This is a genomic window from Streptomyces sp. NPDC043812 (assembly GCF_056436245.1).
Map to the genome: position 1 here is coordinate 267,450 of NZ_JBWKCY010000001.1, position 21,927 is coordinate 289,376.

At 71.2% G+C, this 21,927-nt stretch carries 21 protein-coding genes; 6 read left to right on the forward strand and 15 right to left on the reverse strand.

Annotated elements, in window-relative coordinates; all coding sequences use genetic code 11:
* Window positions 1-68: 68 nt before the first annotated feature.
* Window positions 69-701, forward strand: a complete 633-nt coding sequence (locus tag AC067Z_RS01275) for a TIGR03085 family metal-binding protein (protein WP_478787320.1) — start codon at window positions 69-71, stop codon at window positions 699-701.
* Here the strand turns inward: AC067Z_RS01275 and AC067Z_RS01280 are convergent.
* The 10 genes from AC067Z_RS01280 to hisD form a co-directional block, all read right to left on the reverse strand.
* Window positions 685-1,887 carry a winged helix DNA-binding domain-containing protein gene (locus tag AC067Z_RS01280; RefSeq protein ID WP_478787321.1) on the reverse strand — a complete coding sequence of 401 codons (1,203 nt, stop codon included), beginning with the start codon at window positions 1,885-1,887 and terminating at the stop codon, window positions 685-687. The genes AC067Z_RS01275 and AC067Z_RS01280 overlap by 17 nt on opposite strands.
* Window positions 1,888-1,999: 112 nt before the next feature.
* Window positions 2,000-3,268: an MFS transporter gene (locus tag AC067Z_RS01285; RefSeq protein WP_478787322.1), complete on the reverse strand. Its 1,269-nt coding sequence runs from the start codon at window positions 3,266-3,268 to the stop codon at window positions 2,000-2,002.
* A 552-nt stretch (window positions 3,269-3,820) separates the two neighbouring features.
* Window positions 3,821-4,576: an imidazole glycerol phosphate synthase subunit HisF gene (gene hisF / locus AC067Z_RS01290; RefSeq protein ID WP_478787323.1), complete on the reverse strand. Its 756-nt coding sequence runs from the start codon at window positions 4,574-4,576 to the stop codon at window positions 3,821-3,823.
* Window positions 4,573-4,986, reverse strand: coding sequence for a RidA family protein (locus AC067Z_RS01295; RefSeq protein ID WP_478787324.1), 414 nt, complete (start codon window positions 4,984-4,986; stop codon window positions 4,573-4,575). Before AC067Z_RS01295 ends, hisF begins: the two co-directional genes overlap by 4 nt.
* Window positions 4,983-5,708, reverse strand: coding sequence for a bifunctional 1-(5-phosphoribosyl)-5-((5-phosphoribosylamino)methylideneamino)imidazole-4-carboxamide isomerase/phosphoribosylanthranilate isomerase PriA (gene priA / locus AC067Z_RS01300; RefSeq protein WP_478787325.1), 726 nt, complete (start codon window positions 5,706-5,708; stop codon window positions 4,983-4,985). The genes AC067Z_RS01295 and priA overlap by 4 nt, the downstream gene beginning before the upstream one ends.
* A complete protein-coding gene (gene hisH, locus AC067Z_RS01305; RefSeq protein WP_478787583.1) occupies window positions 5,708-6,355 on the reverse strand; it encodes an imidazole glycerol phosphate synthase subunit HisH in 648 nt (215 codons plus the stop codon). Before hisH ends, priA begins: the two co-directional genes overlap by 1 nt.
* Entirely contained in the window at window positions 6,346-6,513 is a 168-nt protein-coding gene (locus AC067Z_RS01310; protein WP_478787326.1) for a hypothetical protein, read from the reverse strand. Before AC067Z_RS01310 ends, hisH begins: the two co-directional genes overlap by 10 nt.
* A gap of 3 nt (window positions 6,514-6,516) precedes the next feature.
* Window positions 6,517-7,113: an imidazoleglycerol-phosphate dehydratase HisB gene (gene hisB, locus AC067Z_RS01315; RefSeq protein ID WP_478787327.1), complete on the reverse strand. Its 597-nt coding sequence runs from the start codon at window positions 7,111-7,113 to the stop codon at window positions 6,517-6,519.
* Entirely contained in the window at window positions 7,110-8,216 is a 1,107-nt protein-coding gene (locus AC067Z_RS01320; protein WP_478787328.1) for a histidinol-phosphate transaminase, read from the reverse strand. The genes hisB and AC067Z_RS01320 overlap by 4 nt, the downstream gene beginning before the upstream one ends.
* Window positions 8,213-9,535, reverse strand: a complete 1,323-nt coding sequence (hisD, locus tag AC067Z_RS01325) for a histidinol dehydrogenase (RefSeq protein ID WP_478787329.1) — start codon at window positions 9,533-9,535, stop codon at window positions 8,213-8,215. The genes AC067Z_RS01320 and hisD overlap by 4 nt, the downstream gene beginning before the upstream one ends.
* 201 nt (window positions 9,536-9,736) lie before the next feature.
* On the opposite strand from hisD, the gene AC067Z_RS01330 reads away from it, so the two are divergent.
* The 4 genes from AC067Z_RS01330 (at window position 9,737) to ybaK (ending at window position 13,792) form a co-directional block, all read left to right on the forward strand.
* Window positions 9,737-11,338 (forward strand): oxidoreductase, encoded by a 1,602-nt coding sequence (locus AC067Z_RS01330; RefSeq protein WP_478787330.1) that lies wholly within the window; start codon window positions 9,737-9,739, stop codon window positions 11,336-11,338.
* Between the two features lie 168 nt (window positions 11,339-11,506).
* Window positions 11,507-12,532 (forward strand): hypothetical protein, encoded by a 1,026-nt coding sequence (locus AC067Z_RS01335; RefSeq protein WP_478787331.1) that lies wholly within the window; start codon window positions 11,507-11,509, stop codon window positions 12,530-12,532.
* A gap of 5 nt (window positions 12,533-12,537) precedes the next feature.
* Complete coding sequence (locus tag AC067Z_RS01340) at window positions 12,538-13,278, forward strand: LON peptidase substrate-binding domain-containing protein (protein WP_478787332.1); 741 nt, start codon at window positions 12,538-12,540, stop codon at window positions 13,276-13,278.
* A 16-nt stretch (window positions 13,279-13,294) separates the two neighbouring features.
* Entirely contained in the window at window positions 13,295-13,792 is a 498-nt protein-coding gene (ybaK, locus tag AC067Z_RS01345; RefSeq protein WP_478787333.1) for a Cys-tRNA(Pro) deacylase, read from the forward strand.
* Between the two features lie 59 nt (window positions 13,793-13,851).
* On the opposite strand, the gene AC067Z_RS01350 is transcribed toward ybaK, so the two are convergent.
* From AC067Z_RS01350 to AC067Z_RS01365, 4 genes are read right to left on the reverse strand one after another with little or no spacing between them, the layout of a single operon-like run.
* A complete protein-coding gene (locus tag AC067Z_RS01350) occupies window positions 13,852-14,520 on the reverse strand; it encodes an ABC transporter permease (protein WP_478787334.1) in 669 nt (222 codons plus the stop codon).
* Between the two features lie 34 nt (window positions 14,521-14,554).
* Window positions 14,555-15,382: an ABC transporter permease gene (locus AC067Z_RS01355; RefSeq protein ID WP_478787335.1), complete on the reverse strand. Its 828-nt coding sequence runs from the start codon at window positions 15,380-15,382 to the stop codon at window positions 14,555-14,557.
* On the reverse strand, window positions 15,379-16,344 hold the full coding sequence (locus AC067Z_RS01360) for an ABC transporter ATP-binding protein (protein WP_478787584.1): 966 nt from the start codon (window positions 16,342-16,344) through the stop codon (window positions 15,379-15,381). The genes AC067Z_RS01355 and AC067Z_RS01360 overlap by 4 nt, the downstream gene beginning before the upstream one ends.
* Window positions 16,345-16,373: 29 nt before the next feature.
* Window positions 16,374-17,660 (reverse strand): NYN domain-containing protein, encoded by a 1,287-nt coding sequence (locus tag AC067Z_RS01365; RefSeq protein WP_478787336.1) that lies wholly within the window; start codon window positions 17,658-17,660, stop codon window positions 16,374-16,376.
* 318 nt (window positions 17,661-17,978) lie between these two features.
* On the opposite strand from AC067Z_RS01365, the gene AC067Z_RS01370 reads away from it, so the two are divergent.
* Entirely contained in the window at window positions 17,979-18,149 is a 171-nt protein-coding gene (locus AC067Z_RS01370) for a hypothetical protein (RefSeq protein ID WP_478787337.1), read from the forward strand.
* Between the two features lie 97 nt (window positions 18,150-18,246).
* Here AC067Z_RS01370 and dnaE read toward each other — a convergent pair whose 3' ends face one another.
* On the reverse strand, window positions 18,247-21,786 hold the full coding sequence (gene dnaE / locus AC067Z_RS01375) for a DNA polymerase III subunit alpha (RefSeq protein ID WP_478787338.1): 3,540 nt from the start codon (window positions 21,784-21,786) through the stop codon (window positions 18,247-18,249).
* Window positions 21,787-21,927 lie beyond the last annotated feature (141 nt).

Here is a 21,927-nt window from a genome sequence, read left to right on the forward strand (position 1 = left end):
GCCGACCGGGGGCGGCGGACGTCGCGTCCACTGGGCGGACCCGGTGCGGTCGCCGTACGCTGGCGGACATGTCGACCCATGCGAAGCGTGAACGACTCCTTTTCGCCGACCTGTTGGAGGCGGCGGGACCCGATGCCCGGACCCTGTGCGAAGGGTGGCAGGCACAGGATCTCGCCGCGCACGTGGTGATGCGCGAGCGCCGGCCGGACGCGGCGGGCGGAATACTGCTGAAGGCCCTGAAGGACCGGGCGGAACGGATCCAGGCCGAGTTCGCCGCGAAGCCGTACGACGAGCTGATCCAGCTGATCCGTACGGGCCCGCCGAGGCTGTCCCCGTACGGGATCAAGCAGATCGACGAGGCCGCGAACACGATCGAGTTCTTCGTGCACGCGGAGGACGTGCGGCGGGCGCAGCCCGACTGGGCGCCGCGCGATCTGGACCCGGTGTTCGAGAACGTCCTGTGGTCGCGTCTGGAGAAGGGCGCCAGGCTGCTGGGCCGCAGGTCACCGGTGGGTCTGGTGCTGCGCAGGCCGGACGGGCAGACGGCGGTGGCACACCGCGGGGCACCGGTGGTGACGGTGACCGGCGAGCCGGGCGAGCTGACGCTGTTCGCGTTCGGACGCCAGGAGGTGGCCCGGGTCGACCTGGAGGGCGACAAGGACGCGATCGCGCGGCTGCGCGAGGTCAAGCTGGGCGTGTAGCGGTCCCGGTCCCGGCCAGTTCGCGTTCCAGCGGGGTGCGGAAGCTGGGGGTGAGTCGGATGTCGCCGAGCCAGGCGGCGAGCCGCCGGGCCTCGCGTTCCACGGCGGCGCGGGCTTCGCTGCCCGCGTCGGTGAGCAGCCGGTGGTGGATGTGCCCGGTTCGGTCCTGGGCCCAGCCGCCGATGATGCGGCCGTTCCACCAGATGGTGGGGCCGATGTTGCCGTTGCGGTCGAAGAGGGCCAGGACGTGCTCGGGGTCGAGAAAGCTGTCGCGCTGCCGCCGTCCCATCGCGGTGGGGTCGAGCGCGGGCAGCAGGGCGGCCCATGGCTCGGGGGCCCGGACGGGTCCGACGTCTGTGGGCAGGACGAGCCCGGTCCCCTCGTCGATGCGTACCTCTTCGGCGCCGACGGCGGCGATCGCCCGCCGGGTGTCGGTGAGGGTCCAGCCCGTCCACCACCTGACGTCCTCGACGGTGGCCGGACCGAACGCGGCGAGGTAGCGGCGCACCAGCTCGGCCTTGGCCTCCGCGACGCCGATGCCGGACGCGGCCTGCGCCGCGGCGGGCAGGGTCCAGCGGAACCGGCTGGACGAGAACGTGCCGACCGGGCGGCCGCGCCGGATGCGGCCTTCGGCGGCGAGCACCCGGATGACGCGTGAGGAGACGGCCTGGCGGCTCTCGTACGGCTTGCCGGGTGCAACCACGACCTGGCTGCGCAGTTCGGGTACGTCGGTGCCGAGCTCGGCGGCGGTCGCGGCGCCGCGGCGGGCGACTGCTTCGAGGACGGCCGTGTCGACCTGCTCGTGCCGCTCGGCGTCCCAGCCGACGCCTTCCAGGAGGTACTTGGCGCACTGCGTGCGCTCCTTGGCGGCGATGGCGCGGGCCGTGGACGCCTCCACGACGGGGGCGAGAGCGGCAGGGACGACGAACATCGTGCGCCGCATGCAGAGCATTCGCTCCAGGGTGCGGTCGTCGTAGAGGGCGCGTTCGACGTCGGCGACGTCGGGGGTGCGCATCCTGGCCGCGGCGGCGAGATGAACGGTGGCCGGGTCCGTGGCGTGCAGCGCGACGAGCGCCTCCGCGACGTCCTCGGCCCGCGCCGCGCGGGCAGCGGGCGCCAGGAGATGGCGGACACCGATACGGGCACGTCGTTCCTCGGCCGTGATCCTGCGGGGCGCACCGCCCACCGCGCATCATCCCCTCGTGATCGGCGCCCGTCGTGCGGGTCACCGTAACGTGCGGCACCGACAACCCGGCGCGGTGGACGGGGGCGTCGTCATCCACCCCCGGCCGGCCCGCTCAGTGCGGGAGTTCCACCCGGCGCAGGCTCTGCGACGACAGCCCGTACAGAGCTCCCGCGGCGCAGACCAGCGCGCTGACCGCGAACACAGGGGTCGTTCCCCATGCGCCCACCGCCGCGCCGGTGAGCGGGAAGCTGAGCGGCGCGAGGCCGAGGCTGAGGAAGCCCGCGAGGGAGGTGACGCGGCCGATGTGGGCGGGGTCGGACTGGGTCTGCAGCAGGGCGCTGCACAGCGATCCGCTCACGCCGGTCAGCAGGCCGATGGCCACGGCGATGCCGACCGCGGTGGCGACACCGGGGAAGAGGGCCAGCGCGGCGATCGCCGCCGAGCCCGTGACCAGGGCGAGCCCCATGACCAACCCGGCGCGCGGCACCCGGCCCCGTACGGCGAGCAGCAGCGAAGCGGCACCCGAGCCGGCGCCGAAACCGGCGAGGACCCAGCCCATGCCCGAGGCGCCCCAGCCCCGGGCGTCGGCGAGCAGGGCGAGTCCCACGCCCAGCGGGCCGACGAAGCCGAGGTCGCTGAGGGCGATGACGACGAGCAGCGGGGCGAGGACGCGGTGGCGGCGCACGTGGCGCAGGCCGTCGGCCAGGTCCCGCAGGACGCCGGTCCGGGGCTGCTCGGTACCGGCGTCGGCGACGGTGAGCACCGGCGGGATGCGCAGGGCGAGAAGCAGCGGCAGCGAGAGGGCGAACAGCATCCCCGCGAGACCGAACGCCGCCGCCGGGCCGCCGAAGCCGACGGCGATGCCACCGAGCGGGGCGCCAACCACCGCGGCGGCGCGTCCGGCGAGTCCCCGCATGCCCTGGATCCGGGCGAGCTGTCCGGGCGCCGCCAGCAGGGGCGGGAGCGCGCCGACCGCGGGCAGGAACACGGCGTCGAGGATGCCGAAAACCACCGCGACCGCGGCGAGCAGCCACAGGTCGGGGGCGGTGACCAGGAGGAGCGCGGCCACACCGAGCACGATCGCACTGCGGACGGCGTCGCTCGTGATGACGACCCGGCGGGGTCCGAGCCGGTCGGCGAGGACTCCCCCGCCGAGCATCAGCAGGGCCCGTGGTACGGCGCTCACCGCCATGACCGCGCCCGCCTCGGCGGCGCTGCCGCCGCGGGTGGCCGCCCAGGACAGGGCCAGGTAGTAGACGGTGTCGCCGACGGTCGACGAGGTGTACGCGCCCAGCCAGCGCAGCACATTGCCGTCGCGGTGGGCGGGCCTCTCGGCGGCGGGGGCCACAGGGGTGTGCGCGGGGTCGTCCACGGCGGGCATGCGGGCTGGGGTCCTTTCGGGGCGGGACCGGGAAACCGTACACGCGTGTGCAGGTCGGCATTCCGGCAGCCGGCCGTACCTCCCCGGCGTACGGCCGACGGTCCGTGCTGATCGGCTGCCGTCTTCTCAGCGCCTCCCGGCCCATGGGGCGTCGGGAGGGGGCGTCGGGACCGCTGTCGGCGCCGTTGCCAGGGTCCAGGGCCGGGGCGTCGGGACCGCTGTCGGCGCCGTTGCCAGGGCCCAGGGCCGGGGCGATCAACGGGAGGGCCGTGTTGCCGAGCGGGGCGGAGGCGCGCAGGCGTTCGGCGCCCACCAGCGCCGACGCTCCGAGCCCGATGACGACCACGCAGGTGCACACCAAGGCCACCGGCCGACGGCCCGGCTCGCGGCGCGGCGCCCGGAACGCGTGCCGGACACTCCCGACCGCCGCAGAATGTATTACCGCGCCGGGGCTCCCAAGGGGTCGCCGCTCTCGGGGCATCACGGTCCGCCGGCGAGCAGGAGAGTCCACGACGCCCGGGCCGGTCGCGGCACGACCGGCCCGGGCGGGCGTCAGCGGACCGGGTGGCCCGCTTCCCGCAGTGCGTCCTTGACCTGCGGGATCCGCAGGTCTCCGAAGTGGAACACGGAGGCGGCGAGCACCGCGTCGGCGCCGGCTTCGACGGCCGGCGCGAAGTCCGCGAGCCTTCCGGCGCCGCCGGAGGCGATCACCGGGATCGTCACGTGCTTGCGCACGGCGGCGATCATCTGCGTGTCGTAGCCGTCCTTGGTGCCGTCGGCGTCCATGGAGTTGAGCAGGATCTCGCCGGCGCCGAGCTCGGCGGCGCGGTGCGCCCACTCGACGGCATCGATGCCGGTGCCCTTGCGGCCGCCGTGCGTGGTGACCTCGAACGAGCCCTCGGCCGTGCGGCGGGCGTCCACGGAGAGCACCAGCACCTGGCGGCCGAACCGCTCGGCGATCTCGCGGATCAGCTCGGGCCGGGCGATGGCGGCCGTGTTGACGCCGACCTTGTCGGCTCCGGCGCGCAGCAGCTTGTCGACGTCGTCGGCGCTGCGCACCCCGCCGCCGACGGTGAGCGGGATGAAGACCTGCTCGGCGGTGCGGCGCACCACGTCGTAGGTCGTCTCCCGGTTGCCGGAGGAGGCGGTGATGTCGAGGAAGGTCAGCTCGTCGGCGCCTTCGGCGTCGTAGATTCTGGCCATCTCGACGGGGTCGCCCGCGTCGCGCAGGTTCTGGAAGTTGACGCCCTTGACGACCCGTCCGGCGTCGACGTCCAGGCAGGGGATCACTCGCACCGCGAGGGTCATGCGGCACCTCCGTCGGTGGCGTCCGGCCGGTACGCCTCGACCTCGACCTCGACGACCAGCGAGGGGTCGACGAAACCGGACACGATGATCATCGACGCGGCCGGCCGGACCTCGCCGAACAGTTCCTTGTGGGCGCGGCCGATCTCCTCCACGTCCCGGGCGTGGGTGAGGTACATACGGGTACGCACCACGTCCTGGGCCCCGAGCCCGAGCTGCTTCAACGCGTCGAGAGCGACCCCGAACGCGGTGATCGCCTGCTCGTACGGGCCGCCCGCGGAGATCTCGCCGCCGACGACGGAGGTGCAGCCGGAGACCAGCACCAGTCCGTTCGGCAGCTGGACGGCGCGGGAGTAGCCGATGGACTCCTCCCACGGGCCGTCCGAGCCGACCCTGCGGACGGATGCGGTCATGCGGCCACCGCCGCGAGTGCTTCTTCCAGCGTGAACGCCTTCGCGTACAGCGCCTTGCCGACGATCGCGCCCTCGACGCCCTCCGGCACCAGGGACGCGAGCGCGCGCAGGTCGTCCAGCGAGGAGACGCCGCCGGAGGCGACGACGGGCCGGTCGGTCGCGGCACAGACGTTCTTCAGCAGCTCCAGATTGGGGCCCTGCAGCGTGCCGTCCTTGGCGATGTCGGTGACGACGTAGCGGGCGCAGCCCTCCGCATCGAGGCGGGCCAGCGTCTCGTAGAGGTCGCCGCCGTCGCGGGTCCAGCCGCGGCCGCGCAGGGTGGTGCCTCGGACATCGAGGCCGACGGCGATCTTGTCGCCGTGCTCGGCGATGACCTTGGCGACCCACTCGGGGGTCTCCAACGCGGCCGTGCCCAGGTTGACGCGGCGGCAGCCGGTTGCGAGGGCGGCCTCGAGGGAGGCGTCGTCGCGGATGCCGCCGGACAGCTCGACCTTGATGTCCATGGCTTCGGCGACCTCGGCGATCAGGGCGCGGTTGTCGCCGGTGCCGAAGGCGGCGTCGAGGTCGACCAGGTGCAGCCACTCGGCGCCGGAACGCTGCCAGGTGAGGGCGGCCTCCAGCGGGGAGCCGTAGGAGGTCTCCGTACCGGACTCGCCGTGGACGAGGCGGACTGCCTGGCCGTCGCGGACGTCGACGGCGGGGAGGAGTTCAAGCTTCGGCATCAGAGCGTCTCGATCCAGTTGGTCAGCAGCTGTGCTCCGGCGTCGCCGGACTTCTCGGGGTGGAACTGGGTGGCCCACAGTGCCCCGTTCTCGACGGCAGCGACGAAGGGCTCACCATGCGTGGCCCAGGTGACCTGGGGTGCGCGCATGGCCGGGTTGGTGACGTCGAGGGTCCACTCGTGCACCGCGTAGGAGTGCACGAAGTAGAAGCGGGCATCGGTGTCGACGCCGGCGAACAGTTCACTGGCGGCAGGCGCGTCGACGGTGTTCCACCCCATGTGGGGGACGATCGGGGCCTTGAGCGGGCCGACGGTGCCGGGCCACTCGTCGAGGCCTTCGGTCTCGACGCCGTGCTCGATGCCCCGGGCGAAGAGGATCTGCATGCCGACGCAGATACCCATGACGGGGCGGCCGCCCGAGAGCCTGCGGTCGACGGTCCACTCGCCGCGGGCCTTCTTGAGCCCGTCCATGCAGGCGGAGAAGGCGCCGACGCCGGGGACGAGGAGCCCGTCGGCGTTCATGGCCGTGTCGTAGTCCCGGGTGATCTCGACGTCGGCGCCGACGCGGGCGAGTGCGCGCTCGGCCGAGCGGACGTTTCCGAAGCCGTAGTCGAAGACGACGACGTTCTTCCGAGTGCTCATGTCCAGATCCCCTGGATCCGCAGGACTCCGGCGACCAGGCACATCGCCGAGGCGAGGGAGAGCAGGACGATCGGGCCCTTGGGCAGCTTCTGCTTGGAGAAGGAGTACACACCGCCTGCGAGGAAGAGCCCGACGACGATGAGAATGGTGGAGAGGCCGGTCATGGCTTAGAGAGCGCCCTTCGTGGACGGAAGGATTCCGGCGGCGCGCGGGTCGCGCTCGGAGGCGTAGCGCAGTGCGCGGGCGAGGGCCTTGAACTGGCATTCCACGATGTGGTGGGCGTTGCGCCCGTACGGGACGTGGATGTGCAGCGCGATCTGCGCCTGGGCGACGAACGACTCGAAGATGTGCCGGGTCATCGTCGTGTCGTAGCTGCCGATCATCGGCGCCATGTTCTCCGGCTCGGTGTGCACCAGGTACGGGCGGCCGGAGAGGTCCACGGTGACCTGGGCGAGGGACTCGTCCAGCGGCACGGTGCAGTTCCCGAAGCGGTAGATGCCGACCTTGTCGCCGAGCGCCTGCTTGAAGGCGGCGCCGAGCGCGAGCGCGGTGTCCTCGATGGTGTGGTGCGTGTCGATGTGCAGATCGCCGTCGGTCTTGACGGAGAGATCGAACATGCCGTGACGGCCGAGCTGGTCGAGCATGTGGTCGTAGAAGCCGACGCCGGTGGCGACATCGACCTGGCCCGTGCCGTCGAGGTCGATCTCGACGACGACGGAGGTCTCCTTGGTGGTGCGCTCGACCCGTCCTACGCGGCCGCTCATGAGTTCTGCTCCTTCTTGATGGCGCGTACCGCATCGAGGAACGCGTCGTTCTCTGCGGGCGTGCCGGCGGTGACCCGCAGTCGGCCCGGTACGCCGTTGTCACGGACCAGGACGCCCCGGTCGAGGATCTGCTGCCACGTCGCGTGGGCGTCCTCGAACCGGCCGAACTGCACGAAGTTGGCGTCGGATTCGGTGACCTCGTAGCCGATGGCGCGCAGCTCGGCGACCAGGCGGTCCCGCTCGGTCTTCAGCTGCTCGACGTACCCGAGCAGCGTATCGGTGTGCTCCAGCGCGGCGAGCGCCGTGGCCTGGGTGACGGCGGACAGGTGGTACGGCAGGCGCACCAGCTGGACGGCGTCGACGACGGCCGGGTGGGCGGCGAGGTAGCCGAGACGCAGTCCGGCGGCACCGAAGGCCTTGGACATGGTCCGGGAGATCACCAGGTTGGGCCGGCCGTCGATCAGCGGCAGCAGGGAGCTGCCGTGGCTGAATTCGACGTACGCCTCGTCGACGACGACGAGCGAGGGCCCGGCCGCCTGCGCCGCCTCGTACAGGGCGAGGACGGTGTCGGCGCCGACGGCCGTGCCGGTGGGGTTGTTCGGCGAGGTGATGAAGACGACGTCGGGGCGGTGCTCGGCGACGGCGGCGGCGGCCGCGGCGACGTCGATGGTGAAGTCGTCCTTGCGCGGGCCGGAGATCCAGGCGGTGCCGGTGCCGCGGGAGATCAGCCCGTGCATGGAGTACGACGGCTCGAAGCCGATGGCGGTCCTGCCCGGGCCGGCGAAGGTCTGCAGCAGTTGCTGGATGACCTCGTTGGAGCCGTTGGCCGCCCAGACGTTCTCGAAGGCGACCTCGTGTCCCGTCGTGCGGGTGAGGTAGCGGGCCAGCTCGGTGCGCAGCTCGACCGCGTCCCGGTCGGGGTAGCGGTTGAGCGTGCGGGCGGCGTCGCGGACCCGTTCGGCGATGCGCTCGACGAGCGGCTCGGGGAGCGGGTAGGGGTTCTCGTTGGTGTTCAGCCGGACGGCGACATCGAGCTGGGGCGCGCCGTAGGGCGACTTGCCGCGCAGCTCGTCGCGGATGGGGAGATCGTCGATACCGGTCACCGCTGCGGCACCTTCCAGCCGAACCGCGCCTTCATGGCCGCGCCGTGCGCGGGCAGGTCCTCCGCCTCCGCCAGCGTGACCACGTGGTGGGTGACATCGGCGAGCGCGTCGCGCGTGTAGTCGACGACGTGGATGCCGCGGAGGAAGGACTGGACGGACAGTCCGGACGAGTGGCAGGCGCAGCCGCCGGTCGGCAGGACGTGGTTGGACCCGGCGGCGTAGTCGCCCAGGGACACGGGCGCCCAGGGGCCGACGAAGATCGCGCCGGCGTTGCGCACGCGGTCGGCGACCTGGGCGGCGTCGACGGTCTGGATCTCCAGGTGCTCGGCACCGTAGGCGTCGACGACCTTGAGACCGTCGGCGAGGTCCGACACGAGGACGATCGCCGACTGGCGGCCGCTCAGGGCGGGCTTGATCCGGTCCACGACGTGCTTGGTTGCGGCGACCTGCGGGACCAGCTCGCGCTCGACGGCAGCGGCCAGTTCCTCCGAGTCGGTGACGAGCACGGCCGCGGCCAGCGGGTCGTGCTCGGCCTGGCTGATCAGGTCGGCGGCGACGTGCACCGGGTCTGCGGTGGAGTCGGCGAGGACGGCGATCTCGGTGGGGCCGGCCTCGGCGTCGATGCCGATGCGGCCGGTGAAGTACCGCTTGGCGGCCGCGACCCAGATGTTGCCGGGGCCGGTGACCATGTTGGCGGGGGCGCACGACGCGGTGCCGTACGCGAACATCGCGACGGCGGTGGCGCCGCCCGCGGCGTAGACCTCGTCGATGCCGAGCAGGGCGCAGGCCGCGAGGATCGTCGGATGCGGAAGCCCGCCGAACTCCTTCTGCGCCGGGGACGCCAGCGCGATGGACTCGACGCCGGCCTCCTGCGCCGGCACCACGTTCATGATCACGGAGGAGGGGTAGACGGAACGGCCGCCGGGCGCGTACAGCCCGACGCGCTCGACCGGGACCCACTTCTCGGTGACCGTGCCGCCGGGCACGACCTGTGTGGTGTGGTCCTTGCGGCGCTGGGCGCGGTGCACGATCCTGGCCCGCCGGATCGACTCCTCCAGGGCGGCCCTGACGTCCTCGTCGAGGTCCGACAGCGCCCGGGTGATGGCGGTGACCGGGACCCGGACCTGGTCCAGGGACACACCGTCGAACTTCTCCGCGTACTCGATCAGCGCCGCGTCGCCACGATGATGCACGTCCTCGCAGATCGGCCGCACCTTCTCCAGGGCGGCTTCCACGTCGAACTCGGCACGGGGCAGCAGGTCGCGCAGGGCGCCACCCTCGGGGAGGGCGTCGCCGCGCAGATCGATTCGAGAGATCACGGAAACAATTCTCTCAGACCGCCTCAGGCGTCCGTTATCCGTATCAGTGGCTGATACAGCCCCACCCGTCTCCCGGCCAACGCCTCTCATAGGCGCAAAAGCGCCACCCCTGTTATCTCCAGTTGACCATCACCACTAGCGTTCAGGCCGTCACTCAGCGGGAAGAACAGCTGTACGAGCCAACGAATCGGAGGGGCGGCAGTGACCGAGCCGCTGGACGACGGGCCTCCGGAGGGACTGAGCCCGACCGAGCAGCACATGTGGAACGCCTTCAGAAACGGAAGCACGTACGACCTCAGCGACACCGACCCCCTGCTGAACGACCCGTTCTCCCCCCGCCCGTGGGGCCCCGAGCGCAGCGTACGGGCGGCAATCGTGGCCCGGCTGCTGCTGAGCGGGCCCTCCGCCAGGCCCGGCCGGGTGGCCGCTCTGAAGCTGCGGGGCGTGCAGATCACCGGGACGCTCAAGCTGGCGGGCGGCAGCATCTCCCCGTACGTGGAGCTGAACGGCTGCCGTTTCGAGAACGAACTGCTGATGCCCGAGGCGCACTTCACCACCGTGCGCATGGTCAGCTGCGCCATCCCGCGCATCGAGGCGGCCCGGCTGCGCACGGAGGGCGATCTGCATCTGCCGCGCTGCCGGGTGGAGCACGGGATCCGGCTCACCGACGCGCAGATCGGCACGGACCTGCTGATCAACCAGATCCATGTGCGCCCGGACCGCCGCGGACGGGCCATCGCCGCCGATGGCATGTCGGTCGCGCAGGATTTACAGGCCGAACTGATCGAGACGTACGGCGAGTTCAGCCTGCGCGGCGCGAAGGTCGGGGTGTCGCTCAGCCTGCGGGGCAGCCGGCTGCGTGCGGCGGGCGAGCGGCGCGCACTGAACGCACCGCAGCTGAGCGTGGAGCGCACGCTGTACATGACGGGAGCCTGGGTGAGCGTCGCGACGGGCAACCTGGGCGCCACTCCCCCGTTCGGGATCACCTCCGACGGGACACCGGCGCGGGGCTCCCGGCTGCAGCCGTTCGAATGCCGCGGCGGGGTGCGGCTGGACGACGGCCGGTTCGGCGACGCGGTCGACCTGAACCGCGCCCGGTTCGTGCTGAGCCCTCACGAGGAGCTGTCGCTGCGCCGCATCACGGCCCCGGAGCTGCGCTTCAACGCGGAGCGTCCCGAGGAGGGCCGGGTCGTGCTGAACGGCGCGAAGGTGGTGACGCTGATCGACCTGGCGGCGAGCTGGCCGGGGCCGGGCGGCCTGGCCATGGGCGGATTCGTGTACGAGAACCTCGTGCCCCACGAGGAGTTCCCGCTGTCGCGGAGGCTGGAGTGGGTGGCGTCGGCGACCCCGGAGTACTCCCCGGAGCCCTACGAACGTCTCGCGACCGTGCTGCGCAACAGCGGCGAGGACGCGGACGCCCGTGAGGTGCTGCTGGCCAAGCTCAGACGGCGCCGGGAGACCCTGCCGCTGGCCGCCAAGCTGTGGGGCTATCTGCAGGACTGGACGGTGGCGTACGGCTATCGGCCCGGCCGCGCCGCGCTGTGGATGGCGGTGTTGTGGGCGGCGGGTGCGATCGCCTTCGCACAGGTCGCTCCGGCGCCCATCAAGGAGAGCGAGCATCCGCAGTGGAATCCGGCGCTGTACGCCCTGGATCTGCTGATCCCGGTGATCAACCTGGGCCAGGACGGCTACTGGCGGCTGGAGGACCACTGGCAGTGGGCGTCGGCCGCCCTGGTGCTGCTGGGCTGGATCCTGGCGACCACCGTCGCGGCGGGTGCGTCCCGGCTGCTGCGGCGCGGATGATGCCGATGGGGCCGGTGCGGAAGGAGGGAGCGGACGGGAGCGGATGAGGGCCGACGGGACACAAGAGGCACTTCCTTTACGGTGTCTTGACCGGCTCCCGAGCAACCTTTCCGCCGCTACCAAAGTTTCACAGGCGCCCTCTGGCGTGGCGTTCACCTGCAGTTTTCAATGGTCCGCACCATGTCTTTGCTTCGTGCTCTGATCCGTACCGCGCGCATGATCCGTCATACGCCCCGGCTGTGCGACGGCCTCGTGCCCGACGAGGCGGTACTGCTCGACGCCCCCGACGAGCGGCTCGGTCCCGCGCTGGTCGGGGCCGCCGAGGGCGAGTACGAGGGCGCGGCGAAACTGCTGGCGACCACCCGGGAATCCGCCGAGTGGGAGAACCGCGACCGGTACGTCATACGGCTCGCCGCGTTCGCCCGCAGCCGCGACGAGTGGATCAGCAGCTGGCTCGGCGCCTCCCCCCGCGACCCGGACGCCCTGTTGGTCAAGGCACAGCTCGCCATGGACCGTGCGTGGGAGTCCCCTGCGCGCGCGGAACGGCTGCGGGAGGTGGGGCCGCTGATCGACGCCGCGTCGGAGGCCGAGCCGCACGACCCGGTGCCCTGGCGCATCGCGCTCGACCATGCCCGCGGCACCCATGCGACGCACACCGCGTTCGAGACCCTGTGGGAGCAGGCGATCCGGCGGTCCTCGCACCACTACGGCTGTCATGTGGCGGCGCTGCAGTACCTCTCCGCCCAGTGGTACGGCTCGCACCGCGAGTGCTTCGACTTCGCCGAGCAGGCGGCCGCCGACGCGCTGCCCGGTTCGCTGATACAGGCACTGCCGGTCCGTGCCGCGTTCGCGCAGCTGCTCGCCGGTGAGCCCCGGACATCCGTCCAGGACGACCGGATCGATGCGGCGGCGGATCTCGCGATCGCGCTCTCCGCCGACTACACGGTCGGCGATCCGTGGCCGGCCGAGGTCCGTAATCTGCTCACCCATGTCCTGGTGGCGCGAAAGCGGTGGACGGACGCGCTGGAACAGTTCCGGCTGATCGGCCCGTATGCCACATCCTTCCCCTGGGCGTCGGTGACCGACGACCCGCTGGGCCGGTTCCTGGGGGCGCGGGACGGGGTGCGGATCGAGGTCGCGTCCACGATGCCCCTGTGCGGGGGCCGGGGCCGTTCCGCCGACCATTACTCTTGACCGCTGTGACCACCGCTCGCCTCCCTCTCTTCCCGCTGAACTCGGTGCTGTTCCCGGGGCTCGTGCTGCCTCTGAACATTTTCGAGGAGCGTTATCGCGCCATGATGCGCGAGCTGTTGAAGACGGACGAGGAGGAACCGAGGCGCTTCGCCGTCGTCGCCATCCGCGACGGGCGCGAGGTCGCGCCCACCGCACCCGGTATGCCGGACCAGACCTCGGTCGTGGAGCGCGGCCCCGCGGCGGGCTTCGGGCCGGACCCCATCCAGTCGTTCAACCGGGTGGGCTGCATCGCGGACGCGGCGACGATCCGGGAACGCGAGGACGGCAGTTTCGAGGTGCTCGCCACCGGCACGACCCGCGTCAAGCTGCTGTCCGTGGACGCGAGCGGGCCGTTCCTGACGGCCGAACTGGAGGAGATCCCGGAGGAGGCGGGCGACGGCGCGGGCGCGCTCGCGGAGGGCGTGCTGCGTGCTTTCCGCAGCTACCAGCAGCGGCTGGCGGGTGCGCGGGAACGTTCGCTGTCGACCGGCGCGGACCTGCCGGACGAGCCCTCGGTGGTCTCCTACCTGGTCGCCGCGGCGGCGGTTCTGGACACCCCCACGAAGCAGCGGCTGCTGCAGGCGCCGGACACGGCGACACGGCTGCGCGAGGAACTGAAGCTGCTGCGCGCGGAGACGGCCGTGCTGCGCCATCTTCCGTCGCTGCCGGCGGTCGACCTGACCCGGCAGCCGACGAGTCCCAACTGACGCGAGGAATCCTGACGTGGCGAAGAAGCCGAAGAAGCAGGCCGGAGGTACGCCCGCGACGGTGGCACTGACCGCGGCCGGTACGCCGTTCACGCTGCATTCCTACGACCACGATCCGTCGTCCCCGTCGTACGGCGAGGAGGCCGCCGAGGCCCTCGGCGTCTCCCCCGACCGGGTCTTCAAGACGCTGGTCGCCGATGTGGACGGCGCACTCACCGTGGCGGTCGTCCCGGTCGCGGGCCAGCTGGACCTCAAGGCCCTGGCGACGGCGGTGGGCGGCAAGCGGGCGACGATGGCGGACCCGGCGGCGGCGGAACGCACGACGGGCTACGTGCGGGGCGGCATCTCACCGCTGGGCCAGCGCAAGCGGCTGCCGACGGTGCTGGACGCGTCGGCGTCGGACCACGCGACGATTTGCATCTCGGCGGGACGGCGGGGACTCGAGGTCGAACTGGCTCCGAAGGATCTGGCGACACTGACGTCGGCGACGCTGGCACCGATCGGCCGCGCGTAGCCCTGCGAGCGGGGTTTCCCCGCGGAGGGGCGGATCGGAGGGCGGCGGCCCCCTGAACGTCAGCCCGACTGCGGCCAGCCCGGCGGCGGGAGTTCCGGCTCCGGGTCGTCGGGGCCGAACAGTGCCGTCAGCCCCAGGTGCACCACCATCGCCGACAGCGGCCACGCCAGCAGCGCCCCCTTCGCCCCCAGCTCCAGGTACGCGTCGAACGTGACACCCTCCCCGACCTGGCGCGCGTGCTGCGCCACATCCGTCGTCGGGCCGAGCCAGACACCCACGCCCCAGCCCAGCAGCGACGCCAGCAGGCCGCCGGCCGCCAGGGCGATGACCAGGGCGATACCGCCGCGGCGGCGGAGGAGGAAGACGGCCAGGGCGCTCAGCGCGCCGAGCCCCACGGCCAGCAGGACAAACGTTCCGTCCGCGCCGATCGCCTCCTCGCCCTCCGTGTCCTTGAGGAAGACGCCGCCGTCGTTGGCGACCAGCGGCACCCGCGGCGCCAGCCACAGCCACAGCAGGCCGAGCACCACGCCGAGCACCGTCACGCCCACGAGTACCAGAGCCGCGTCCCGCAGGTCCCGCTTCAGTTCGTCCTTGTCCGGACGCCGGCCATGGGCCTCGGGCGTCCAGGTCGACCCGGCGGGGGCCTGACCCGACGGCGGGGACTGCCACGGGTTGCCGTCCGACGACGGCTGGTGGGGTTGGTGGGGAGGCGTCAGAGGTGCGGTCACACCGCCATCGTGCCAGGCGCGTCGGCGCGACGCCTCACCGGACCGCTGCCCGCCGGTACGCCCACGTCGCCACCGCCAGCGAGAGGACGCCGACGACCGCGCAGACGGCGAGGTCGAGACCGACCGCCGCCCAGTCGGGACGCGGGCCGAAGGTCCGGGCGAGCGCCTCGACACCGTACGTGGAGGGCAGCAGATCCCGCGCGTACGAGATCGGCCCCGGCAGCCGTTCCTCCGGCAGCACGCCCAGGAGCAGCGCCGCCGACATGCCCAGCTGGCCGAGGAGGGTGGCCAGTTCCTGGCGGGGTGCCAGTAGGCCGAGCGCGGCACCGAGCCCGGCCAGGGCTGCGCCGGAGAGCGGGATCACCGCGACCAGGATCCACAGATGCGTCAGCGGCAGCTGGAACAGCACGCTGCCGACGACCGCCGTGACCAGCGTCCCGGGGACGGTGAAGGAGGCGTACGCGCCCGCCGCCCCGAGGACGACCGCCGCGGGCGGCACCGGCAGCGTCGCGTAGTGGTCGAGTCCGCCTCCGGCCCGAAGCTGCCCGAAGTACTGGGCGAGCAGATTGAGCGCGACGAAGGCGACGACGAGCACGCTCGCCCCGGCCACGACCGCCCGTGCCTCCGCACCGCCGTCCACGACCCCGCGCATCAGGACCATGATCCCGACGGACTGGAAGGTCGCCACGAACAGCAGCGGGATACGGGCGACGCGTGCCCGGGAGAGCTGCGCCCGGTAGACGGCGGCGAGTGCCGGCAGCAGCCGGGCCCGCGGCGCGAGCGGTGCGACGGCGTGCCGGTCGTCGGTCGGCGCGCTGCGTGCGGTCACCGCCTTCGCGGAATCGGCGGACACGATGCTCACGCCTTGACCAGCCCCTTCGTCGCGTTCCCGCCGAGTGCCAAGTAGACGTCCTCCAGGCTCGGTGTGGCCAGCGTGAAGTCGTCGAGCGCCGCGAAGGCCGCGCCGCCCGTGACCGCAGCGACCGCCGCCCGTGCCTCGTCCGGTGCCAGCCGCAGGACCCAGCGCCTGCCCGACTCCTGTGCGGAGCCCCGCAGGGCGGCGACCTCGGGCACGTCCAGCGGGGCCCGATCGCGCCACACCAGCTCGACCCGTACCTCGCCGGCGACGCGTTCCTTGAGCCCCGAGGGGGTGTCGCAGGCGATGACCCGGCCGTGGTCCAGGACGGCGACACGGTCGAGGACGGTTTCTGCCTCGATGACGTTATGGGTTACGAGGACAACGGTGGTTCCGTTCATGGCCCGCCGCCGGTCGACAGCGGCCCACACCGCACGCCGGGCGACGGGGTCCATCCCGGTGGTGGGCTCGTCCAGCACCAGGACCGGGCGTTCGCCGACCAGGGTGGCCGCGAAGCAGGCGAGCCGGCGCTGGCCGCCGGACAGCTTCTTGAGGGGGCGTGCGGCGAGCGCCGTCAGTCCCAGTTCGTCCAGGACGGCGTCCCGTTCGTCCCTGGCCTGCCGTGCTGTCAGTCCACGCAGCCGGCCGGTGGTATCGGCGGCGAGCGCGACGGTCAGCTCGTCGAGCGCCGTCGACTCCTGTCCGAGGTAGCCGATGAGCCGGGCCGCCCGCTCGGGGTGGCGCACCAGGTCGTGGCCGAGGAGTGTGACGCCGCCCGAGTCCGGGCGCATCAGCCCGGTCAGCTGGCGGACGAGGGTGGACTTGCCGGCTCCGTTGGGTCCGAGCAGGCCGAAGATCTCGCCGCGCCGGACGTCGAGGCTGATGCCGTCGGTGGCACGCACCTCGGGTGTCCCGGGTGCGCCCCTCCTGCCGCGCGCGGCGGGGTACGTCTTGACCAGATCCCGCACCACGCACACCGTACTCACGAGGTACGAGACTACGGGGTCCGGCCGCCCCGGATGCCCTCGGGCCCCGACTGCTCACCAGTAGGAGCGTGCTCGGCGGCGGTCCGTACGTCGATCTCGCGCCAGAATCCCGCACGGATCGCGTAGCGGTCGTGCTCGTCGATCTGGTCGTCCTTGTGTGCGAGGAGTCCGAACCGGGCGGCGTACCGCAGCAGTTCGCCGTCGATGCGGTGCGGGATGCGGGGATACATGGTGGACAGCTTCTGCACATGGCCCGTTTCCGGCAGCCGTGCCATCCAGCGGCGGGCGAAGACCTGGCCCACCTCGAAGGGGTCGCCGCCGACAGTGGTGATGTCCTCCTCGCGGTCGGCCCAGCGCTGCTCGGCGCTGGTGAGCTGGGCGAGGGTGGGCAGCGACGCGGTCTCCGGCGGCTCTCCGAGCGCGCCACCGCCGGGACGCTCCACCCAGCCCCTGTCGGAGGACCAGCGCAGGGTGGCGTTCGCCGGATGCGGTGCCGGGTGCTGCCCCGGGGCACGCAGTCCGGCGAGGTCCTTCGGGGTGGGGACTCCGCCCTTGGGCGCGGCGGGGGCTGCGGAGGTGTCGTCGTCGGTGTCGGGGGGCGCGGCCGTCGTGCCGTTGCGGACGGCGGCCTCGGCGGCGCGCTCGGCCGAGGCGGCGAGCGCCGATTCGGGCAGGGGTGCGGAGAGGATGGCGGCGATCTCGGGGCGGGGCGCGGGCGGCGGTGCGCAGATGCCGGTGAGTTCCTTGGCGCGGACTGCGCGGGTGATCCAGGCGCGGTCCAGCACCCGGCGCTCGTCCGCCTCGGCGACGAGATCCTCGGACTGGTTGTAGTCACCGTCGGCGGCCTGCACCGCCCACAGGTGGACGGCGACGCCGTGCTCCTTGGCGGACATCAGCCCGGGCAGCAGGTCGCCGTCGCCGGTCACGAGCACGACATCGGAGCAGGCGCGATTCCTGGCCAGCTCCGTGAGCTCGGCGTGCATGGCGGCGTCCACGCCCTTCTGCGCCCAGCGGCCGTCGCTGCGGGTCAGGGCGCCGAGCCGGACAGTGACCCGGGGCATCACGCGCAGCCTGCGGTGCTCGGGCTGGGGCACCCGGTCGGGGGCGCCGTCGAACCAGTAGATCCGCAGCAGAGGCCGTTCCGTATCGGCCTCTGCCAGGTCGCGCAGGCCCTGGATGAGGGTGGCGTGGTCGACGGTGATGCGTGAGCGCGCCGGTTCTCCCGCGAGAAGACTCGCGGCCGCACCCAGCAGATATCCGGCGTCCACCAGGACGACGCAGCGGTCCACGCGTTCCACCCTCTTTCGGGGACACTTCCGGCGACAGGTTCCGAGAACCCTTCCGGATCTTCGGAATCCGGGTTCGGGAAGGGTCCGGATCAGGGATTGTTCCGGGTTTCCTTCGAGTCTGCCCGACCGCCGGATGGTTAACGGCCGGAACTCGATCATCGGCGTGGCGGATCGGCCGACTCCGTGGCTCCGCGGTCCGACTACGGTCCGCAATGATCCAAAATGCGGCGGTATTTCGTGTATGTGAGTCTGGTCGCGACCCTGGCCCCCAGGGGCTGTCCGGCCCTGATCCGCGGGCAGGCCCTGAACCTCAAGGAGGCACCCCCCATGGCCAAGAACAAGAATCGTGAACGCAGTCAGAAGTCGTCCCCGGCGGAGCGCGGCCGTCAGGAGGCGACCAAGTCCTCACTGGAGGCGCAGTCGGAGCAGCGTGCCGCGCAGGTGACGCCGACCGACGTGGCCCACAAGGGCCGGCAGAAGCGCTTCGGTCACAACTGACACTGCTGATCAGCAGAAGGGGCGCGCCCGTGGTGAACGGGCGCGCCCCTTCTGCTGATGCGCGGGCGGCTTCGGGTGGCAGGCCGACTCGGGCGGATCAGCCGGCCAGGCAGGACGGGCCGAGCAGCACCTTGAGGTCCCCGAAGAGAGCGGGATCCGGCTGGACCCGGTGCCGGTCGAGCCGGAGCACGGTGGTCTTGCGAGGACCCTGGAGCTTGATCCGTACCTCGGTGTTGCCCTTGTGGTGGCTGAGGATCTCGCCGAGGCGGCTGATCATGGGCGGGGTGACCTTGACTGTCGGGATGGTCACGACCACCGGTGCGTTGGTCCCGGCCGAGGAGAGGTCGGGGACCATCAGTTCCATCGCGACCAGCCGCGGGACGTCCTCGCGCTTGTCGAGCCGCCCCTTGACGAAGACGACGGTGTCCTCGACGAGCTGGGTGGACACCAGTTGGTACGTCGCCGGGAAGAACATGCACTCGATCGAACCGGCGAGGTCCTCGACGGTGGCGATGGCCCAGGCGTTGCCCTGCTTGGTCATCTTGCGCTGGAGGCCGGAGATGATGCCGCCGATGGTGACGACCGCGCCGTCCGCGTGCTCGCCGCCGGTCAGCTGGGAGATGGCCGCGTCGGTCTTGTCGGACAGGACGTGCTCGATGCCGAAGAGCGGGTGGTCGGAGACGTAGAGGCCGAGCATCTCGCGCTCCTGCGCGAGCAGGTAGGACTTCTCCCACTCGATGTCGGAGAACTCGACGTCGAGGCCGAAGCCGGGCTCCTTGCTCTCCTCCTCGCCCATCCCGCCGAAGAGGTCGAACTGTCCCTCGGCCTCCTTGCGCTTGACCGCCACCACGTTGTCGATCATCGGCTCGTGGTGGGCCACCAGGCCCTTGCGGGTGTGCCCCATCTCGTCGAAGGCGCCGGCCTTGATCAGGGACTCGACGGTGCGCTTGTTGCACACGACGGCCTCGACCTTGTCGAGGAAGTCGGGGAAGGAGCTGTACTTCCCCTTGGCCTTGCGGGACTTGATGATCGACTCGACGACGTTCTGGCCGACGTTGCGCACGGCGGTGAGGCCGAAGAGGATCACGTCGTCGCCCTGTGCGGCGAAGTTCGACATGGACTCGTTGACATTGGGCGGCAGGACCTTGATGCCCATGCGGCGGCACTCGTTCAGATAGACGGCCGACTTGTCCTTGTCGTCCTTGACCGAGGTGAGCAGCGCCGCCATGTACTCGGCGGGGTGGTTGGCCTTGAGGTATGCCGTCCAGTAGGAGACCAGTCCGTACGCGGCGGAGTGGGCCTTGTTGAACGCGTATCCGGCGAAGGGGACCAGCACGTCCCACAGGGCCTGGATGGCCTCGTCGCTGTAGCCCTTCTCCCGGGCGCCCTTCTGGAAGAGGACGAAGTTCTTCGCCAGTTCGTCGGGCTTCTTCTTGCCCATGACGCGGCGGAGGATGTCGGCCTCGCCGAGCGAGTATCCGGCGATGATCTGGGCGGCCTTCTGGACCTGCTCCTGGTAGACGATCAGACCGTAGGTGACCGCGAGGACCTCTTCGAGCGGCTCCTCCAGCTCCTTGTGGATCGGCGTGATCTCCTGCTGCTTGTTCTTGCGCAGCGCGTAGTTCGTGTGGGAGTTCATGCCCATCGGGCCCGGGCGGTAGAGCGCGGACACGGCGGAGATGTCTTCGAAGTTGTCGGGCTTCATCAGCCGCAGCAGGGACCGCATGGGGCCGCCGTCGAACTGGAAGACGCCGAGGGTGTCGCCGCGCTGGAGCAGCTCGAAGGTCGTGGGGTCGTCGAGCGGGAGGGCGAGCATCTCGAGGTCGATGCCCTTGTTGGACTTCACCATCTTGATGGCGTCGTCCATGATCGTGAGGTTGCGCAGGCCGAGGAAGTCCATCTTCAGCAGGCCGAGCGACTCGCACTGCGGGTAGTCCCACTGGGTGATGGTCACGCCGTCGGTGTGCCTGACCCACACAGGGACATGCTCGGTGATGGTCTCGCTGGACATGATCACGCCGGCCGCGTGCACGCCCATCTGCCGGACCAGGCCCTCGACACCCTTCGCGGTGTCGATGACCTTCTTCACGTCCGGCTCGTTCTCGTACATCCCTCGGATCTCGCCGGCCTCGCTGTAGCGGGGGTGGGAGGGGTCGGTGATGCCGTTGAGGTCGATGCCCTTGCCGAGGACGTCGGCGGGCATGGCCTTGGTGAGCCGGTCGCCCATCGCGTAGGGGTAGCCGAGGACGCGTGCGGAGTCCTTGATCGCGTTCTTCGCCTTGATCTTGCCGTACGTGCCGATCATGGCGACCTTGTCGGCGCCGTACTTCTCGGTCACGTACCTGATCACCTCGACGCGCCTGCGCTCGTCGAAGTCGATGTCGACATCGGGCATCGAGACACGCTCGGGGTTGAGGAACCGCTCGAAGATCAGGCCGTGCGGGATGGGATCGAGGTCGGTGATGCCCATGGCGTACGACACGATCGAACCGGCCGCGGAACCACGGCCCGGTCCCACCGCGATGCCCTGGTTCTTCGCCCACATGATGAAGTCGGCGACGACGAGGAAGTACCCCGGGAACCCCATCTGGATGATGACGTCCATCTCGTACTCGACCTGCTTCTGGCGGTCCTCCGGGATGCCGCCCGGGAAGCGGCGCTCCATGCCGCGCCGGACCTCCTCCTGGAACCAGGTCACCTCGGTGTACCCGGCGGGGATGTCGAACTTCGGCATCAGGTCGCGCTTCTCGAACATCCCCTCCGTCTCGATCTGCTGGGCGACCAGAAGGGTGTTGCGGCAGCCCTCCTGCCAGGCGTCGGAGGAGTCGATCGCGTACATCTCGTCGGTCGACTTCAGGTAGTAGCCGGTGCCGTCGAACTTGAAGCGGTCGGGGTCGGAGAGGTTCTTGCCGGTCTGGATGCACAGCAGCGCGTCATGGGCGGTCGCCTCGTGCGCGTACGTGTAGTGGGAGTCGTTGGTGACCAGCGGCGGGATGCCGAGCTTCTTGCCGATCTCGAGCAGACCGTCGCGGACGCGGCGCTCGATCTCGATGCCGTGGTCCATCAGCTCCAGGAAGTACCGGTCCTTGCCGAAGATGTCCTGGTACTCCGAGGCGGACTTCAGGGCCTCGTCGAACTGTCCGAGACGCAGGCGGGTCTGCAGCTCGCCGGAGGGGCAGCCGGTGGAGGCGATCAGGCCCTCGGACCACTGGGCGATGGTCTCCTTGTCCATCCGCGGCCACTTCTGCAGCCAGCCCTCGGCGTATGCGTCGGAGGACAGCCGGAACAGATTGTGCAGCCCCGTCGCGTTGGCCGCCCAGATCGTCTTGTGGGTGTAACCACCGGAGCCGGAGACGTCGTCCCGCTTCTGGTGCGGCTGGCCCCACTGAATCTTGCGCTTGTTGCGCCGGGACTCGGGCGCGACATACGCCTCGATGCCGATGATCGGGGTGACCCCGGCCTTCGTCGCGGTATGGAAGAAGTCGTACGCGCCGTGGAGGTTGCCGTGGTCGGACATGGCGATGTGCGACATGCCCATCTCGTTGCACGCGTCGAACATGTCCTTGAGCCGCGCGGCACCGTCCAGAAGCGAGTACTGCGTGTGGACGTGAAGGTGCGTGAAGGGCGGCTTGGTCACGGCGGTGCGCCTCCGGGCTGCAATCTCCTGGGGGTCGAAACCCCAGACCCCCGCTTTGGGGGACAGCGTGGAAGTCTACGACGCCGGACTGACACTCCGAGGGAAAGCAGCGGGGCCACGCCCCTCGATCGTGCGGCGGTG

Excerpts from the sequence above, each read along its gene's own strand:
- AC067Z_RS01310 (WP_478787326.1), bottom strand. The coding sequence starts at position 6,513 with ATGACCGGCCTCTCCACCATTCTCATCGTCGTCGGGCTCTTCCTCGCA.
- AC067Z_RS01335 (WP_478787331.1), top strand. The coding sequence starts at position 11,507 with ATGGTCCGCACCATGTCTTTGCTTCGTGCTCTGATCCGTACCGCGCGC.
- AC067Z_RS01285 (WP_478787322.1), bottom strand. The coding sequence starts at position 3,268 with ATGCCCGCCGTGGACGACCCCGCGCACACCCCTGTGGCCCCCGCCGCC.
- hisF (WP_478787323.1), bottom strand. The coding sequence starts at position 4,576 with ATGACCCTCGCGGTGCGAGTGATCCCCTGCCTGGACGTCGACGCCGGA.
- AC067Z_RS01295 (WP_478787324.1), bottom strand. The coding sequence starts at position 4,986 with ATGACCGCATCCGTCCGCAGGGTCGGCTCGGACGGCCCGTGGGAGGAG.
- hisB (WP_478787327.1), bottom strand. The coding sequence starts at position 7,113 with ATGAGCGGCCGCGTAGGACGGGTCGAGCGCACCACCAAGGAGACCTCC.
- AC067Z_RS01370 (WP_478787337.1), top strand. The coding sequence starts at position 17,979 with ATGGCCAAGAACAAGAATCGTGAACGCAGTCAGAAGTCGTCCCCGGCG.
- AC067Z_RS01275 (WP_478787320.1), top strand. The coding sequence starts at position 69 with ATGTCGACCCATGCGAAGCGTGAACGACTCCTTTTCGCCGACCTGTTG.
- priA (WP_478787325.1), bottom strand. The coding sequence starts at position 5,708 with ATGCCGAAGCTTGAACTCCTCCCCGCCGTCGACGTCCGCGACGGCCAG.